This window comes from Neisseria sp. 74A18 (assembly GCF_001308005.1).
GTDB classification, from domain to species: domain Bacteria; phylum Pseudomonadota; class Gammaproteobacteria; order Burkholderiales; family Neisseriaceae; genus Neisseria; species Neisseria dumasiana.
In genome coordinates, this window is record NZ_LGZA01000023.1 from 1 (window position 1) to 15,013 (window position 15,013).

General features: G+C 52.9%; 13 protein-coding genes. 12 read left to right on the top strand and 1 reads right to left on the bottom strand.

All coding sequences use genetic code 11. The features are described 5' to 3' along the window. On the top strand, nt 1-567 hold a 567-nt coding region (locus tag AKG43_RS08040; protein ID WP_156300644.1), incomplete at its 5' end, for a transposase. A gap of 205 nt (nt 568-772) precedes the next feature. On the opposite strand, the gene AKG43_RS08045 is transcribed toward AKG43_RS08040, so the two are convergent. After that, complete coding sequence (locus AKG43_RS08045) at nt 773-3,280, bottom strand: TonB-dependent receptor (RefSeq protein ID WP_054600054.1); 2,508 nt, start codon at nt 3,278-3,280, stop codon at nt 773-775. Between the two features lie 376 nt (nt 3,281-3,656). On the opposite strand from AKG43_RS08045, the gene frr reads away from it, so the two are divergent. The 11 genes from frr to lpxA all read left to right on the top strand — a co-directional run bounded on the left by frr (nt 3,657) and on the right by lpxA (nt 14,949). Beyond that, nucleotides 3,657-4,214 carry a ribosome recycling factor gene (gene frr / locus AKG43_RS08050; protein ID WP_054600055.1) on the top strand — a complete coding sequence of 186 codons (558 nt, stop codon included), beginning with the start codon at nt 3,657-3,659 and terminating at the stop codon, nt 4,212-4,214. 142 nt (nt 4,215-4,356) lie between these two features. Continuing rightward, entirely contained in the window at nt 4,357-5,106 is a 750-nt protein-coding gene (locus AKG43_RS08055; protein WP_054600056.1) for an isoprenyl transferase, read from the top strand. A gap of 3 nt (nt 5,107-5,109) precedes the next feature. After that, nucleotides 5,110-5,907, top strand: a complete 798-nt coding sequence (locus AKG43_RS08060) for a phosphatidate cytidylyltransferase (RefSeq protein WP_054600057.1) — start codon at nt 5,110-5,112, stop codon at nt 5,905-5,907. Between the two features lie 47 nt (nt 5,908-5,954). Further along, nucleotides 5,955-6,713 (top strand): SIMPL domain-containing protein, encoded by a 759-nt coding sequence (locus tag AKG43_RS08065; RefSeq protein ID WP_054600058.1) that lies wholly within the window; start codon nt 5,955-5,957, stop codon nt 6,711-6,713. Nucleotides 6,714-6,786: 73 nt separating this feature from the next. Next, complete coding sequence (ispC, locus tag AKG43_RS08070; RefSeq protein ID WP_054600059.1) at nt 6,787-7,977, top strand: 1-deoxy-D-xylulose-5-phosphate reductoisomerase; 1,191 nt, start codon at nt 6,787-6,789, stop codon at nt 7,975-7,977. A gap of 225 nt (nt 7,978-8,202) precedes the next feature. Further along, nucleotides 8,203-9,543 (top strand): RIP metalloprotease RseP, encoded by a 1,341-nt coding sequence (gene rseP / locus AKG43_RS08075; protein ID WP_054600089.1) that lies wholly within the window; start codon nt 8,203-8,205, stop codon nt 9,541-9,543. 5 nt (nt 9,544-9,548) lie between these two features. After that, complete coding sequence (gene bamA / locus AKG43_RS08080; RefSeq protein WP_054600060.1) at nt 9,549-11,948, top strand: outer membrane protein assembly factor BamA; 2,400 nt, start codon at nt 9,549-9,551, stop codon at nt 11,946-11,948. Nucleotides 11,949-11,984: 36 nt separating this feature from the next. Then, complete coding sequence (locus tag AKG43_RS08085; protein WP_054600061.1) at nt 11,985-12,494, top strand: OmpH family outer membrane protein; 510 nt, start codon at nt 11,985-11,987, stop codon at nt 12,492-12,494. 94 nt (nt 12,495-12,588) lie between these two features. Continuing rightward, entirely contained in the window at nt 12,589-13,644 is a 1,056-nt protein-coding gene (gene lpxD, locus AKG43_RS08090; RefSeq protein ID WP_054600062.1) for a UDP-3-O-(3-hydroxymyristoyl)glucosamine N-acyltransferase, read from the top strand. Between the two features lie 2 nt (nt 13,645-13,646). Then, nucleotides 13,647-14,102, top strand: coding sequence for a 3-hydroxyacyl-ACP dehydratase FabZ (fabZ, locus tag AKG43_RS08095; protein WP_054600063.1), 456 nt, complete (start codon nt 13,647-13,649; stop codon nt 14,100-14,102). A 70-nt stretch (nt 14,103-14,172) separates the two neighbouring features. Then, nucleotides 14,173-14,949 carry an acyl-ACP--UDP-N-acetylglucosamine O-acyltransferase gene (gene lpxA / locus AKG43_RS08100; RefSeq protein WP_054600064.1) on the top strand — a complete coding sequence of 259 codons (777 nt, stop codon included), beginning with the start codon at nt 14,173-14,175 and terminating at the stop codon, nt 14,947-14,949. Nucleotides 14,950-15,013: the final 64 nt, after the last annotated feature.

Here is a 15,013-nt window from a genome sequence, read left to right on the forward strand (position 1 = left end):
ATTCAGACGGCCGGCGGCAAACAGCGTCAGGCCATCGAAGTGGATGACGAAGGCGTTGTCTGTGGCGAAACCACCCCCGGCAAAGACCCGGATGCCGGGTGGATCAAAAAAGACGGCCGCTTCCATCCGGGCTACAAACAACACACCCGTACCGATGCGGACGGCTATATCGAGAAACTGCACATCACTCCGGCCAATGCTCATGAGTGCAAACACCTGCTGCCATTACCGGCGGACATCGCAGAAGGCAGCACCGTCTATGCGGATAAAGGCTACGACAGCCGGGAGAACCGACAACATTTGGCAGCGTGCGGCTTGAAAGACGGCATCATGCAAAAAGCACACCGTGGCTGCCCATTAAGCCAAGAGCAGAAAATCCGCAACGGCCGGCTGGCGAAAGTGCGCTATATGGTGGAACAAAGCTTTGGTACGTTGCACCGCAAATTCCGCTATGGCCGGGCAGCCTATTTTGGGTTGGGCAAAGTGAGGGCGCAAAGCCACCTGAAGGCGATGTGTGTGAACCTGTTGAAGGCGGCCAACAGGATAGGTGTGCCTGTTGCTGCCTGAACAGGCAGGCAGTGCCTCATAATGAGGCACTTTAAGGGGATTTTAGGGGTGATTTGCCTACTTTTTACGCAAAAACAGCCGGAACATGATGAAGAATGTTCCGGCTGTTTGTTGGCGTGGGGTTTTGCAAAGGTCTCAGGCCGTCTGAAACCTGTGCTTTTCCGCAATCAGTTTTCAGACGGCCTAAAGCTTCAAACCGGCCTGTTTAGAACTTCACGTTCACACCGAAAATAAAGTTTCTTCCCGGTTGCGGCACATACGGCAAGTGTGAATTGTGGATATATACCTTTTGGTTGAGCAGGTTGTTCATATCCAAAGACACTTTATATTCCGTTTTGCCTACGCGGTTGCGGTAGGCGATGCCCGCATTCAACAGATGGTAGCCGCGGGTGGGGTCTTCCAATACCGGGATGGTATAGAGCCTTTGTTTTGCGCCGTTTTCTTCCAATTCATCGTCGTCAAATTTGCGCGGAAACTCCGAAACGGCGGTGCGGTTTTGATTGAAAACGCGGGTGTATTCAAGCGAGGTTGACCATTTTTCGTTGAATTCGCTGTTCAATCTGAAGCCTAGGCGTGCGGGCGGTACACGCGGTGCGTAACGGTCGGGCCGCTGTGCCGTTTCGCGTCCGACAACATCGAAACAGGTATCTTCCAAACCGTCTTCATCCATACAGGTGTATTCGCGGTAAATTTTGTCGCCGTAGAGAATCGGCAGGCCGAACAGTTTGCCCCGCACGATGTCGCCGAACACGGTGAATTTATGCCGCGGAGTAAATTGATAGCCGATTTCGCCTTCCAAGCCGTGGAAACGTGCCTGCGACTGGATATAACGGCGTACAAACAAATTGCCGCTGCGGTGCAGGTTTTCGGCATGGATGAAGTTTTTAAAGCGGTTGCGGTAGGCACTGATTTTATAGTCCCATTTCTCGCCGCTGTAACTCAAGCCGATTTCAACATTGTTGGAACGCTCTTTTCTCAAACCCTTGTTGCCGAACTCAAATGAGTTGGTCGCCAAGTGTTTGCCGTGATAATACAGCTCCATCGGCGTGGGCAGGCGTTCGTTGTGGGACGCGGTGAGCGATAAGCGGTAGTAAGGTGCGAAATCCCACAGCAGGCCGCCCGAATAAGAAAAGGCTTTTTCCGAATAAGCGCTCAAATCGGGCTGCTGCGTGCCGGGCTTAACGTAACGCGCAAGCAGTTCTTGATCGTAACGGATGGGAATGCGCTGTTTCTCCCAACGCACGCCGCCTTCCAACAGAACATTGCCGATACGGTATTGTTCCAAAGCAAACAGGCTGAGCTGTTTGTTGGTGTTTTCTACCAACGGGTTACGCTCGTTGATGTATCGCTCGCCGTGTTTCAAAGGCGGTGCGACGCGGCGGGCGCTGCTTTTCTGGGTTTGGTATTGGATACCGGCCATACCGTTGAAACCGGCAATCGGGGTGTGGAAAAACTCCAAGCGGGTATTCAGGCCTCTGTTGGCAAATATGGCATCAGGCTTGCCTTGTTGCTCCATGCCGTCTCTCAGCTTGCGCTTTTTGTAGTCTTCGGGGTCGTCGGGGCTGATATAGACTTTACCGTCGTTTTTCTCGTCGTGGTAATAATTGCTGTACACGCTTGAGAACTTGATTTTACTCAAACCGGCAAAAGGCTGTTTCCATTCGCCGGCCAATTCGTAGCGTTTCACATTCATATCCACCCACGGGCCGGGTCCGCTGTGGTCGTGTTTATGCCCGTACACGTTGTCGTGGCTGTGTTTTTTGTTTTGGTTATGTTCGCTGTCGCAATGGAAATGGTGCGAATCGTTAACATCTTCGTCAGCCATCAGATGCGGGTAAGGCAAAAGATAAGTGCGTGCAATCGGCGATGCGGTGGTTACGTCGAAAATGTGGCCGCTGCAACGGTCGAGCATATGGTTGTGCCCGGGCAGGCCGTAGCGGTCTTTGCGGTAAGTGTATGACGCACCCAAATGCCCTTTGCTGCCCACCCAAGACAACCCGAGCGTGCCGACATGTGATTTGTTATGGGTGTCCGGCACATATTTCAGCGTTTCGCCCAAATTGATTCCCCGAACGCGGTAATTGTCGGAATGGCGTGTCAGCCCTTCTGCATGAACGGCAATATTGTCGCCCAAGCCGAACGTAACGACTGCGGTTGCCGCTTTTTCTTTGGCCGCCGTATCGAAGCGGACGGCAGTTTCGCCTTCGTAACCTTTTTCGGGCACCGAAGTCGGAATGCGTTTATCGGCAATATTCACCACACCGGCGGGGGATGCCGCGGCATAAGCCAGCGTAGACGTGCCGCGCAATACTTCCACCCTTTGCGCCAGCAGCGTATCGGCCGCTACCGCATGGTCGGGCGAGAGTGAAGACATATCGACGACATCCGAACCGTTTTGCAGAATCTTCACCCGCACGCCTTCCTGACCGCGGATAACCGGCGCACTCGCCCCGCCGCCGAAAGGATTGCTGTGAATGCCCAGCTCTCCGGCCAAAGCATTACCCAAAGTGGCCGAGCGGCTCTTGAGCTTTTCGCCGCTGATCAGCATATCGCTCGCTTTTCGGTTGCCGGTAAACGGCTGTGCCGTCGGCTGGCGTTTGCCGACAACCGTTACCTCTTCCAAGTTTTGTTTGTGTTCCGTCTCAACTTCCGCCCATACTTGCGTGCTCAATATCAGCAGCAGCGGGGAGATGGCAAAATTAGAATATTTCATGGTTTACTATTTGAAATGTTATATGGTAACAATTTATTTTAAGTTTTGTTTACTCAAATAGCAATATCTTTACTTTATGTTAATTATTAATTACTGATTTTAATCTGTAAATAACAAATCAAAACCTTCTTTCCCACTCGTTTGCCGCAATCGGCAATGTGCCGTGCTATCCAATGATGTTCTTTGATGCTCTGTGCCTGTGCGCCTCATTGCCGCATCAAGGCTTTGGGCGGGCGGCATCGGCTTTCGCGCTTGTCGGAAACCGCCAAGCACGGTACTATGGCTTGTTATCCTGCTGCAAAGGCCGTCTGAAAAATACGTTGCAGCCATATTCAAGCTTTATCCTATTGATTTTAATAATTTTGAAAGAGTACAAATGATTAACGACATTCAAAAAACTGCCGAAAGCAAAATGCAGCGCTCTTTGGAAGTATTGCGTGAAAACCTGGCCAAAGTACGCACCGGCCGCGCCCACACCGGTTTGCTGGATCAAGTGGAAGTGGAATATTACGGCAGCCCCGTATCAGTGAGCCAAGTGGCCAACATCACCTTGCTCGATGCCCGTACCATCGGCGTGAAAGTATATGAAAGCAATATGGCTGCGGCGGTAGAAAAAGCCATCCGCGAATCGAATTTGGGCTTGAATCCTGCCGCTATGGGCGACGTGATCCGCGTGCCGATGCCGATGCTCACCGAAGAACGCCGCAAAGACCTGATCAAAGTCGTGCGCGGCGAAGCCGAAGAAGGCCGCGTTGCCATCCGCAACGTACGCCGCGATGCCAACAACGATTTCAAACGCTTGTTGAAAGACAAAGAAATTTCTGAAGACGATGCCCGCCGCGGCGAAGACCAAATCCAAAAACTCACCGACAAATACATCGGCGAAGTCGATAAAATGCTTGCCACCAAAGAAGAAGATTTGATGGCGATTTAATTTTTATAACCTATAATCATAATCAGAAAAGGCCGTCTGAAACCTTTTCAGACGGCTTCCAACGCTTCCCCGTCATCTTGGGACAACCGTTAATCATGTCCGCCACACACCCTTATTTATTGTTATTTCATAAGGCAAACAGATGAGCAGCAGCACGCAAACCATTTTGGAACACACTCAGATACCGCGCCATATCGCCGTGATTATGGACGGCAACGGCCGCTGGGCGAAAAAGCGTTTCCTGCCCCGCGTGATGGGGCACAAGCGCGGTTTGGATGCTTTGGAAAACATGGTCAAACGCTGTGCCGAACTGGGTGTGCAGTATTTAACGGTGTTCGCTTTTTCAACCGAAAACTGGCGCCGCCCCGAAGACGAAGTTTCTTTTCTGATGGGTTTGTTTTTACAGGCGCTGCAAAAGCAAGTACAACACCTGCACGAAAACAATATGCGGGTAAAGGTAATCGGCAACCGCAGCCGTTTCAGCGAAGACATCCGCACCGGCATTGAACAGGCAGAACGGCTTACCGCCGCCAATACGGGGCTTACGATTACCATCGCTGCCGACTACGGCGGCCGCTGGGATATTCTCCAAGCGGCCAACCGCCTGATTCAAGAAGGTGTTACCGAAATTACCGAAGACATGCTTGCCCGGCACCTGATGCTGCCCGATGCTCCCGAGCCGGATTTGTTTATCCGCACCGGCGGAGAAACCCGCATCAGCAATTTTCTGCTGTGGCAACTGGCTTATACCGAACTTTATTTCACCGACACCCTGTGGCCGGATTTCGACAGTGCCGCGCTGGATGCGGCCGTGCAGTCGTTTCAAAAACGTGAAAGGCGTTTCGGCCGCACGTCCGAACAGCTTCCGCCTGAACAGCAACGGAGCGAATAACCCATGTTAAAACAACGCGTCATTACCGCTTTGATTCTGCTGCCCCTGATGTTGGGCATGCTGTTTTGGGCTTCAGACGGCCTATGGGCATTTTTTACCGGCCTGATCGCCCTGCTGGTTTTGTGGGAGTACGCCCGCTTAAGCGGCATGGAAAAAGCCCAAAACCATCATTTTTTGGCTGCCACGGCTTTTTTCGGCCTTACCGCTTATGCTGGCGGGTGGACGCTGCCCGTTTTTTCATGGCTGTTGGTGCTGGCATTTTGGCTGCTGGTCATGCCTTTGTGGCTGTATAAAAAATGGCAGTTGAAGGCAGACTGGAAAGCCTATGCCACCGGCCTGATCATCGTTCTGCCTTTTTGGTTTGCCCTGAACAGCCTGCGCCCGAACACCGATGCCGCACTTTCGCTGCTCGCCGTTATGGGTTTGGTGTGGATAGCAGACATTTTCGCCTATTTTTGCGGTAAAGCATTCGGAAAACGCAAACTCGCCCCGTCCATCAGCCCCGGCAAAAGCTGGGAAGGCGCAATCGGCGGTGCGCTGTTCGTTGCCGTGTATATGGTTTCGGTGTGGAATGCAGGATGGCTGGCGTTTGATGTTTCATGGTTCGGCGCGGTGTTGGTAGGCTGGATACTCACGGCAGTCAGCATCGGCGGCGACTTGCTCGAAAGCTGGTTCAAACGCTCCGCCGGCTTCAAAGACAGCAGCAACCTGCTGCCGGGGCACGGCGGCGTATTCGACCGCACCGACAGCCTGATTGCAGTAATCAGTGTTTACACGGCCATGATGGTTGTGTTCGGCTGACACACTTTGTATTTTTCAGACGGCCTTAACAACAGGAGCACGAAACCATGTCGGAAAAAAACTTATCCCTATCGAAAGGCTTGGGCGTTTTGGGCGGGCTGCTGGCCGCAGGCTTGATTGCGGCGGCCTTTATACTCGGCACGCAGTTTAAAAACTTCCGCCAGCCCGGCACCATCACCGTGAAAGGCTTGGCCGAAAAAAATTTCCAATCCGACCATGCACAATGGAACACTTCGGTGAGCCTTCATGCCGACACCTATCAAGAAGTGTTGGACGCGCTGAAAAAACAACGCCCCAAATTGAAAAAGTTTTTACTCGAACAAGGCTTTGCCGAAAACGAAATCCAAACCGGCACGCCTGAAATCACCCGTGCCTACATCACCGAATACGACGAACACCGCAACGAACGCCGCGTTCCCAACGGTTACGACGGCACGCAAACCATTACCGTGCGCACCGATAAACTGGGTAACATTCAAAAAGCCCATAAAGCCATTCTGAATCTGCGCGCCCAAAACGAACTGATCGACTTTTCCGATCCGCAATACCTGCTCGGCAATTTGGAAACCATCAAACGCGAACTGATTAACCAAGCCACCGACGATGCCCACAAACGCGCTCAGGAATTTGCCAAAACCGGCGGCGGCCAAGTAGGCAAAATGCGTTCCGCCTCGCAGGGTTCATTTAATATTTATGCCGACAGCGGCAAAGGTGCTGAAGAAGAAGACTACGGCGGCACCTACGACAAATCCACCATCGGTAAACAGGTTCGATTGGTGGTCACGATTGAATACAACATAGATTAAGCGATTAAGCAAAACCGAGGCGTCTGCAAGCCCGCTCAACCCGTCTTCAGACGGCCTCACATAAAGAACCATCATGACACAACACGTTTTAACCATACTCGGCAGCACCGGCAGCATAGGCGAAAACACGCTCGATGTCGTATCGCGCCATCCTGAAAAATTCCGCATTTTCGCACTGGCCGGACACAAACAGGTTCAGAAGCTCGCCGCACAATGCGAGCGTTTCAAGCCCGAATTTGCCGTTGTGGCCGATGCCGAACACGCCGCCGCATTGGAGCAGCTTTTAGAACCGGCCGACTGCAACACCGAAGTGTTATACGGCGCACAAGCGCTTATCGACATTGCCGCCGCCGACGAAGTAACCGGCGTGATGGCGGCGATTGTCGGCGCAGCCGGCCTGCCCTCCGCGCTGGCTGCCGCCCGAAAAGGCAAAACCATTTATTTGGCCAACAAAGAAACGCTGGTGGTTTCCGGCGCCCTGTTTATGGAAACCGCGCGAGCCAACGGTGCCCAAATCCTGCCGGTGGACAGCGAACACAACGCCATTTACCAAGTATTGCCGCACGATTATTCAGGCCGTCTGAATGCGCACGGCATCGAATCCATCATACTAACCGCCTCCGGCGGGCCGTTTCTCGATACCGATTTGGCCGCCTTCGACCACATCACCCCCGCACAGGCGGTCAAACATCCGAATTGGTCGATGGGGCAGAAAATCTCCGTTGATTCCGCCACCATGATGAACAAAGGCTTGGAGCTGATTGAAGCGCATTGGCTGTTTAACTGCCCGCCCGACAAGCTCGAAGCAGTCATTCATCCGCAAAGCGTGATTCACAGCATGGTGCGCTACCGCGACGGCTCGGTGTTGGCACAAATGGGCACTCCCGACATGCGTACGCCGATTGCCTATTGCTTGGGGCTGCCCGAACGCATCGAATCGGGCGTGAGTGCATTAAACTTCGGCACGCTGTCCGCCCTCACCTTCCGCGAACCCGATTTCAAACGCTTTCCGTGCCTGAAACTCGCTTACGAAGCGATGGAAACCGGCGGCGGCGCGCCGTGCGTACTCAATGCCGCCAACGAAGAAGCCGTTGCCGCGTTCCTCGCCGGAAAAATCCGCTTTACCGACATCGCCCGCATTGTGTCGCACTGCTTGGAGCAAGGCTTTTCAGACGGCATCGGCGATATCGACAGCCTGCTCGCACAAGATGCGCAAACCCGCATTCAAGCGCAAAAAGGCATCAGCACATTGGCTATAAAATAAACCCGCGGCGGCAACCTCACTTGAAAATGTGCCGATAATTTACAGGCCGTCTGAAACCAATAGGCATTTTACCGGCCTAACGGTTTTATAAAGTTCTGTAATCATTGTGCAAACCCGCTTGTTATATCCGCCGCTTCTTCTTATACAATGAAACATTTTTCAGACGGCCTCAAAGCACACAGGCCGTCTGAAAAAAAACATACAGCAATATTTTGGGGAATCATGTTGAACACCATCTTGGCTTTTATCGTAGCCATTCTGATTTTGGTCAGCCTTCACGAATTCGGCCACTATATCGTCGCACGCTTGTGCGGCGTGAAAGTCGTGCGCTTTTCCGTAGGCTTCGGCAAACCGTTTCTAAAGAAAAAACGCGGCGACACCGAATGGTGTTTGGCTCCTATCCCGTTAGGTGGCTATGTGAAAATGGTCGATACCCGCGAAGGCAATGTGTCTGAAGCCGACCTGCCCTACGCTTTCGACAAACAGCATCCTGCCAAACGCATCGCCATCGTGGCAGCCGGCCCGCTCACCAACCTGATTTTGGCCGTGCTGCTTTACGGCCTGAGCTTTTCATTCGGCGTAACCGAACTGCGCCCGTTTGTCGGCACGGTCGAACCCGCCAGCATCGCCGCCCGCGCAGGCTTCGTGCCGGGCGACAAAATGCTTTCGGTCAACGGTGTGGCAGTTGATGATTGGGCAGACGCACGCAACGAAATCGTATTGAATCTCGAAGCAGGCAAAGTCGATGTTGCCGTAGAAACCCCCACCGGCAGCAATGCGCTGCGCTCGATCAATATTGCCGGCACGCCCGAGGCCGAAAAAGTAATCAAACAACAAGGCCACATCGGTTTGCTGCCGGTAAAAATCACCAATACACTCAGCCAAGTAGCTGCCGGCAGCCCTGCCGAAATGGCCGGACTGAAAGCAGGCGACACCCTCATCGCCGCAGAAGGCCGCGAAATCCACACTTGGGCGGAATGGGCGGAAATATTCCGCCAAAGCCCCGGTAAAAACCTGCTCATACAGTACCGCCGCGAAGGCCAAACAGCCGAAACCCATTTACGCCCCAACTCAGAAGAGCTTTCAGACGGCACACTCGTCGGTAAAGCCGGCGTGGCACCGCAAAGCGACAAAGCATGGATGGAAAAAATCACCCGTGAATACCAACCCGGCTTGGCAGAAGCTTTCCAAATGGGTTGGGAACGAACCGTCAAATACTCCACCATGACCGTGCAGTTTTTCGGCAAACTGATTACCGGCCAAGCATCGTTAAAGCATATTTCCGGCCCCGTAACGATTGCCGATGTGGCGGGCAAAACCGCCGAACACGGTTTGCAGAGTTATTTGGAATTTCTCGCACTCGTCAGTATCAGTTTAGGAATCATGAATTTATTGCCGGTGCCTGTTTTGGACGGCGGGCATTTGGTGTATTATGCCGCCGAATGGATACGCGGAAAACCGCTGAGCGAGCGCATACAGGCCATCGGCTTGCGCTTCGGCCTTGCCGTCATGATGATGATGATGATGGTGGCTTTCTTTAACGATATAACCCGTTTGTTTGGATAAATGTTATGAAATTGAAACAGATTGCTGCAACCTTAACGTTAATCGGCCTCTCGCCCCTCGCCTTGGCCGACTTCACCATTCAGGATATCCGTGTAGAAGGCCTGCAACGTACCGAACCGAGCACGGTTTTCAACTATCTGCCCGTTAAAATCGGCGATACTTTTACCGACGCCAAGAGTGAAGAAATCATTAAAAATCTCTATGCCACCGGCTTTTTCGACGACGTGCGCGTAGAAACCCTGGGCAATCAGGTTCTGCTCACCGTTGTAGAGCGGCCTACCATCAGCAGCCTGAACGTTACCGGTGCCAAAATGCTGCCCAACGATGCCATCAAGAAAAATTTCGATGCTTTCGGCTTGGCGCAATCCCAACCTTTCAACCAAGCCACGCTTAACGAAGCCGTTGCCGGCCTCAAACAGGAATACATCAACCGCGGCAAACAATCGGTACAAATCACACCCACCGTTTCCAAACTCGCACGCAACCGCGTGGCTATCGACGTGAAAATCGAAGAAGGCAAAAGCACCAAAATCGTCGATATCGAGTTTGAAGGCAACGAAAAATATTCAGACCGCAAACTGCGCAAACAAATGTCGCTCAGCGAAAAAACCCTTTTCAGCTGGCTGACCAAAAGCAATCAGTTCAACGAAGAAAAATTTGCCCAAGATATGGAGCGCGTAACCGAGTTTTACCAAAACAACGGTTACTTCGAAGCCCGTATTTTAGATACGCAGATTGACACCAACGAAGACAAAACCAAACAAACCATTACCGTAAAAGTACACGAAGGCCCGCGCTACCGCTGGGGCAAAGTACAAATTGAAGGCGACACCCGTGAAGTGGCCAAAGAAGATTTGTACAAAATGCTGAAAATGAAAGAAGGCCGTCTGTACGAGCGCCAAAAAATGGTCGACAGCCTGCAAGCGATGCAAACGGCCATGGGCAGCGCCGGTTACGCTTTCAGCGAGATCAATGTCCAACCCGTTCCCAATACCGAAACCGGCATTGTCGATTTTGTGCTGAATGTCGAACCCGGCCGTAAAGTTTATGTCAACGAAATCAATATTTCGGGCAACAACAAAACCCGCGACGAAGTGATCCGCCGCGAATTGCGCCAAATGGAAGCCGCGCCTTACGATGTTTCCAAGCTGCAACGCTCCAAAGAGCGCGTTGAGTTGTTAGGTTACTTCGACGATGTCAAATTTGATGCCAAACCCGTAGAAGGCACGCCCGACCAAGTTGATTTGGATATGTCGCTCAAAGAACGCTCCACCGGCTCGCTCGACTTGAGCGCAGGCTGGGTGCAGGATACCGGTTTGGTTATGTCGGCCGGCGTGGCGCAAGACAACCTGTTCGGCACCGGCAAATCGGTTTCTGCCCGTATATCGCGCAGCAAAACCACCCAGAATGCCTCTTTATCGTTTACCGAGCCGTATTTCACACCCGACGGCGTGAGCTTGGGCTACGATATCTACGGCAAAGTGTACGACCCGCGTAAATCTTCTTCCAGCACCCACCAATACAAAACCACCACACTCGGCACCGGGCTGCGTATGGGCGTGCCGGTTACCGAATACGACCGCGTGAACTTCGGCTTGGGTGCGGAACATTTAACCGTAAACACCTACGAGGGCGCGCCCAAACGCTATCGCGAGTTTATCGACGAGCACGGCAAAGGCACCAACGGCATCGGCAAGTTCAAAGGTTGGGTATATAAAGGCAATATCGGCTGGGGACGCAACAAAACCGATAACGCCCTGTGGCCGACCCGCGGCTACCTGACCAATGTAAACGGCGAAATCGGTCTGCCGGGCAGCAAATTGAAATACTACACGCTGACCCACAACCAAACGTGGTTCTTCCCGTTGAGCAAACAGCTGACTCTGATGTTGGGCGGCGAAGTAGGCTACGGCAACGGCTACGGAAAAACCAAAAATATGCCGTTCTTTGAAAACTTCTACGGCGGCGGCTTAGGTTCGGTACGCGGGTTCGAAAGCGGTACTTTGGGGCCGAAAGTTTACGACCGTTACGGCGAAGTGATCAGCTACGGCGGCAACAAAAAAGCCAACGTAAGTGCCGAATTGCTGTTCCCGATGCCGGGTATTAAAGACTCGCGCACCGTGCGTTTGAGCATGTTTGCAGATGCCGGCAGCGTATGGGACGGCAAAACCTACAACAACAGCAGCAGCGATCCTTTCCACACCACAGGTGCTGCCCAAAACGTTTACGGCAAAGACGCCGTACACAAATCCACCTTTAAAGAAGAGCTGCGCTATTCTGCCGGTGCCGCCGTTACTTGGTTGTCGCCGCTTGGCCCTATGAAGTTCAGCTATGCTTATCCGCTTAAGAAAAAACAGGGCGATGAAATCCAGCGTTTCCAATTCCAATTGGGCACCACTTTCTAATTCGGAAACCGGGATAAGAGCCAATTGAGGAAAGTTATGAGCAAAACATCGCATTTGATGGGCAAACTTGCCGTTGCCGCATTGGGCTTGGGCCTGATGGGCAACGCAGTTGCCGAAGGCGTGCAGAAACTCGGATTCATCAACACCGAACGTGTTTATCAGGAATCCAAGCAGGCGCAACGTATTCAGAAAACGCTGGAAAAAGAATTCGACGGCCGGCAAAAAGCTTTGGATAAAATCCGCAAAGAAGGCGAAGCGGTCGAAAAAAAACTGGCTTCCGGCAAACTTTCCCAAAGTGCGCATGAAGATGCGGTGCGCGAACTGGGCGAACTGGTGCAGAAATTCCGTCTCCAGCAGGCACAGCTTGCCGAAGAATACAACCTGCGCCGCAACGAAGAGTTTGCCGCCCTTCAGCAAAATGCCAACCGTGTCATCATCGATTTGGCGAAAAAAGAAGGCTACGACCTGATTTTGCAAGACGTGATTTACGTCAACAGCAAATACGATATTACCGACAGCGTGATCAAAGCCTTAAACGCACGCTAACCGCAGGTGCCTGTCGGCAAACCGTCATTCCGTTTCAACAAAGCGGCTGAGGTTTGCCATTACAGGCAGCTGTTTTTTCAGACGGCCTTAATACATGACTCCAGCTTTTTACACCTTATCGCAAATTGTGGCCGAATTAGGCGGCGAATGGCGCGGCGAAGACATCAGCATCGCTGCGGTACAACCTTTGGCAGACGCCACTGCAGACCACATCAGTTTTCTGGCCAACCCCAAATACAAGGCCGACGTTGCCGGCAGCGCAGCCGGTGCCGTGATTGTCAGCCCGAAAACCGCCGACGAATTTCCCGGCCGCAACCTGATTGTGGCGCAAGACCCTTACCTGTATTTCGCCAAAGTTGCGCGTCTGTTTTCGCCTGTGGAGAAAGCCGTAGCCGGCATACACCCGACCGCCGTGGTCGAACCCACCGCCACCGTGCCCGCAAGCTGCGAAATCGGCGCACACGCTTATATCGGCGGCAACACCGTTTTGGGCGAAGGATGCCGCATTTTGGCCGGCGCCGTGGTCGAGCACGACTGTAAACTCGGCAACGAAGTCGTCATTCATCCCAATGCCGTGATTTATTACGGCTGCACACTGGGCAACCGCGTGGAAATCCACAGCGGCTGCGTCATCGGTGCCGACGGTTTCGGCTTGGCTTTTGCAGGCGACTCTTGGTTTAAAATCCCGCAAACCGGCGGCGTTACGCTGGGTGACGACGTGGAAATCGGCTCCAACAGCAATATCGACCGCGGTGCCATGAGCGATACCGTGGTCGGCAACGGCACCAAAATCGACAATCAGGTGCAAATCGGCCACAACTGCAAAATCGGTTCACACACCGTGATTGCCGCGAAAACCGGCATTTCAGGCAGCGTTACCATCGGCAATTACTGTATTCTCGGCGGCGGCGTCGGCACGGTCGGCCATATCGAAATCGCCGACAAAACCACCATCGGCGGCGGCAGCAGCATTACCCACAGCATCAAAGAAAGCGGCCAGCACATTGCCGGCCCCTACCCGATGCAGACGTACAAAGAATGGGCGCGCAATGCCGTCCACATCCGCCACCTGAGCGAAATGAACAAACGCATCAAGCAGCTCGAACAAGCGCTTGAAACTTTCCAATCCGCTGAAAATAATAAGGAATAATCATGGATATTACCCTCCCGATTGAAGCTAAAGACATTCAGAAGCTGATTCCCCACCGCTATCCGTTTTTGCTGCTCGACCGCATCACGGCCTTTGAATCCATGAAAAGCCTCACGGCCATTAAAAACGTGAGCATGAACGAACCGCATTTCCAAGGCCATTTCCCCGATTTTCCCGTGATGCCGGGTGTGCTGATTATCGAAGCGCTGGCACAGGCTTGCGGCACATTGGCCATTTTGAGCGAAGGCGGCCGCAATCCCGAAGAAATCTATTTCTTCGCCGGCATCGACAACGCCCGTTTCAAACGCCAAGTGATTCCGGGCGACCAACTCGTTTTCGAAGTGGAGCTGATGGCCAACAAACGCGGTATCGGCAAATTCAAAGCCGTAGCCAAAGTAGAAGGTCAGATTGCCGTAGAAGCAGAAATCATGTGCGCCAAACGCACGGTAGAACTATAAATATTTAAAAGGCCGTCTGAAAACACCATGCAGGTATTTCAGACGGCCTTTCACAGAAGGGAAGCCTCCTATGAGCTTAATCCACCCGACCGCCGTTATCGACCCTAAAGCCGAACTCGACAGCAGCGTAAAAGTCGGCCCTTACACCGTTATCGGTGCGAACGTGCAAATCGGCGCCCACACCGAAATCGGCCCCCATGCGGTTATCGACGGCCACACCACCATCGGCGAACACAACAAAATTTTCCAATTTGCCAGCTTGGGTGCGCAACCCCAAGATAAAAAATACCGCGACGAGCCGACCCGCCTGATTATCGGCAACGGCAACACCATCCGCGAATTTACCACCTTCAACACCGGCACCGTAACCGGCATCGGCGAAACCCGCATCGGCGACGACAACTGGATTATGGCTTATGTGCACCTCGCGCACGACTGCGTGGTCGGCAACCACACCATTTTTGCCAACAACGCTTCTTTAGCGGGGCATGTTACCATCGGCGACTATGTTGTTCTCGGCGGCTACACGCTGGTTTTCCAATTCTGCCAAATCGGCGATTACGCCATGACCGCGTTTGCCGCCGGCGTACATAAAGACGTGCCGCCGTATGTGATGGCCGCAGGCTACCGCGCCGAACCGGCCGGCCTCAACACCGAAGGCATGCGCCGCAACGGATTCGCCCCCGAGCAAATCAGCCGCGTGAAAAATGTTTATAAAACGCTTTACCGCCAAGGTTTGGGTTTGGAAGAGGCGAAGGCCGAAGTGTTGAAACAAGCCGAAACCGCGCCCGAGCTGGTCGTGTTCAAGCGCTTCTTTGAAACGTCCACACGCGGCATCATCCGTTAACAGAGGCCGTCTGAAACATTTTTTCAGACGGTATCATACAGTTTGTGAAACACCCCAACCCACA

Coding starts and splice junctions, on each gene's coding strand:
- AKG43_RS08085 (WP_054600061.1), top strand. CDS start 11,985: ATGAGCAAAACATCGCATTTGATGGGCAAACTTGCCGTTGCCGCATTG.
- AKG43_RS08055 (WP_054600056.1), top strand. CDS start 4,357: ATGAGCAGCAGCACGCAAACCATTTTGGAACACACTCAGATACCGCGC.
- AKG43_RS08060 (WP_054600057.1), top strand. CDS start 5,110: ATGTTAAAACAACGCGTCATTACCGCTTTGATTCTGCTGCCCCTGATG.
- fabZ (WP_054600063.1), top strand. CDS start 13,647: ATGGATATTACCCTCCCGATTGAAGCTAAAGACATTCAGAAGCTGATT.
- lpxD (WP_054600062.1), top strand. CDS start 12,589: ATGACTCCAGCTTTTTACACCTTATCGCAAATTGTGGCCGAATTAGGC.
- bamA (WP_054600060.1), top strand. CDS start 9,549: ATGAAATTGAAACAGATTGCTGCAACCTTAACGTTAATCGGCCTCTCG.
- frr (WP_054600055.1), top strand. CDS start 3,657: ATGATTAACGACATTCAAAAAACTGCCGAAAGCAAAATGCAGCGCTCT.
- AKG43_RS08045 (WP_054600054.1), bottom strand. CDS start 3,280: ATGAAATATTCTAATTTTGCCATCTCCCCGCTGCTGCTGATATTGAGC.
- ispC (WP_054600059.1), top strand. CDS start 6,787: ATGACACAACACGTTTTAACCATACTCGGCAGCACCGGCAGCATAGGC.
- AKG43_RS08065 (WP_054600058.1), top strand. CDS start 5,955: ATGTCGGAAAAAAACTTATCCCTATCGAAAGGCTTGGGCGTTTTGGGC.
- lpxA (WP_054600064.1), top strand. CDS start 14,173: ATGAGCTTAATCCACCCGACCGCCGTTATCGACCCTAAAGCCGAACTC.